The organism is Micromonospora phytophila, from assembly GCF_023656545.1.
Taxonomy (GTDB): Bacteria; Actinomycetota; Actinomycetes; order Mycobacteriales; family Micromonosporaceae; genus Micromonospora; species Micromonospora phytophila.
In genome coordinates this window covers 1-1,899 of the sequence record NZ_JAMOKF010000576.1, presented here as the reverse complement: position 1 = coordinate 1,899, position 1,899 = coordinate 1, and the positions used below count along the sequence as shown (strand labels likewise).

Below are 1,899 nucleotides of genomic sequence, written 5' to 3'. Positions count from 1 at the left end.
CGGTCCTCCCGGCCAGCACCGCCTCGTCCGGCAGGCCGGCGCGGCGGGCCACCTCCTGCGCGATCGCCCGCTCGCCCGGCGTGCCGGTCACCACCACCCGGTGGCCCCGCCCGGTCAGCTCCCGGGCCACCGCCGCGAACCGGGCCGGCGGCCAGCGCCGCTGCGCCGCCTTCGCCCCCGGATGCACGATGCTCATCCCGGTCGGCAGCCCACCCGGCTCCGGCCGGCGCAGGGCGAGGTCGGTGCGGTCGGCGGGGATGCCGTACCAGCCGAGCAGCCGGCACCAGCGGTCGACCTCGTGCTCCTCGGCCCGCCAGTCCGGGCCGTCGTGGTGGCCGGCTTCGGGGTTGGCGAAGGCGAGCTGCCGGCCGGGTCGGGTGGCGGTGAGCATCCGGTGTGACTGCGGGCCGCGTCCGTGCAGGTTGACGGCGATGTCGGGGTGGGGGCCGGTCCAGTTCAGCCGGTCGAGGCCGGGGGTGTCGACGAGTCGGTCGACGCCGCCGATCAGGTCGACCAGTGGGGTGAGCCACGCCGGTGCGACCAGGGTGAGTTCGTGGTCGGGGTGGGCGGTGCGTAGGGCGCGTAGGGCGGGTGTGGCGGTGGCGAGGTCGCCGACGCCGAGGGCGCGTAGGGCGAGGATCACGGGTAGGAGGATTCCTGTTCGGCGCAGACGACGAGTTCGCGGACGGCGCAGCCGGCGGGTTGGGTGAGGGCGAACATGATGGCGGCGGCGGTGTCGGCGGGGTCGTTGAGGATGGCGTCGGGGCCGGGTCTGTAGGCGGGGTCGCGGTCGTCGAAGAAGGCGGTGCGCATGCCGCCGGGGATGAGCAGGGTGACGCCGATCTTTCCGGCGAGTTCGGCGGCGAGGGCGCGGGTGAAGCCGACGACGCCGAACTTGGCCGCGCAGTACGCGGTGGCGTCACTGACCGCCTTGACGCCCAACGTGGACGCCACGGTCACCACCGTGCCGTGCGAGCGCTCCAGCGCCGGCAGAGCCGCCCTGATCACGGCGGCGGTGCCCAGCAGGTTGATCGCCACGATCCGGTCCCAGGTGTCGCCGGGGACGTCGGCCAGCTTGCCCGGCACGTCCATGCCGGCGGCGGTGACCAGGCCGTCGAGACCACCGGCCTGCTCGGCGAGCTGCCGCGTGGCCTCCTCGGCGGCCCGGGTGTCGGCCAGGTCGCACTCCACCCACGGCACCCCGTCCGCGGGCGCCTGCCGGTCCAGCACGTACGGCCGGCCACCGGCCTTCGTCACCGCGGTCACCACCGCCGCGCCGAGCCCGCTCGACCCGCCGGTGACCAGTACCGCCGATCCGTTCAGATCCCTGCTCATGCCGCTCCTCTGATCAGTTGGTTCCCGCGCTGCCGCGCGGCGGTGATGGTGGCCGTGGTGGACCTGCCGGCCAGGTAGGGGACGGTGACGACCCGGCCGCCCCAGGCGCGGACCAGCTCGGCCTCGGGCAGCTCGGGCGCGCCGTCGCCGGAGTAGTCGCCGCCCTTGACCCAGACGTCCGGACGCAACCGGGACAGCACCGTGTGCGGGGTGGGCTCGTCGAAGACGACGACCGCGTCGACGCAGTCCAGCGCGGCCAGCAGCTTCGCCCGGTCCGTCTCGGTGTGCACCGGACGCTCCGGACCCTTCAGCCCGCGTACGCTCCGGTCGGAGTTCAGGCAGACGACGAGCGCGTCACCGAGCCGGCGGGCGGCCTGGAGGGTGGCCACGTGTCCCGCGTGCAGCAGGTCGAAGCAGCCGCCGGTGGCGACCACGGTGCCGCCGTCGGCGCGCACCCTCGCCACCAGTTCCTCAGCCGGGCCCGGCGCTGCCGGGGGCCGGGCCGGTGCGGCCTCGCGGTGCAGCCCCGCCGCCCCGCCGGCCGCCACGTACGCCGACGCGGCG

3 protein-coding genes are annotated in these 1,899 nt (G+C 75.7%); all 3 read right to left on the bottom strand.

Annotated elements, in window-relative coordinates:
• A partial coding sequence (locus tag NCC78_RS31415) for a glycosyltransferase family 9 protein (RefSeq protein ID WP_250799065.1) occupies positions 1 to 643 on the bottom strand: 643 nt, incomplete at its 3' end.
• Positions 640 to 1,335, bottom strand: coding sequence for an SDR family oxidoreductase (locus NCC78_RS31410; RefSeq protein WP_372495245.1), 696 nt, complete (start codon positions 1,333 to 1,335; stop codon positions 640 to 642). The genes NCC78_RS31415 and NCC78_RS31410, both read right to left, overlap by 4 nt.
• Positions 1,332 to 1,899, bottom strand: a 568-nt coding sequence (rfaE2, locus tag NCC78_RS31405) for a D-glycero-beta-D-manno-heptose 1-phosphate adenylyltransferase (RefSeq protein ID WP_250799063.1), incomplete at its 5' end; no start/stop codon positions are given. The genes rfaE2 and NCC78_RS31410, both read right to left, overlap by 4 nt.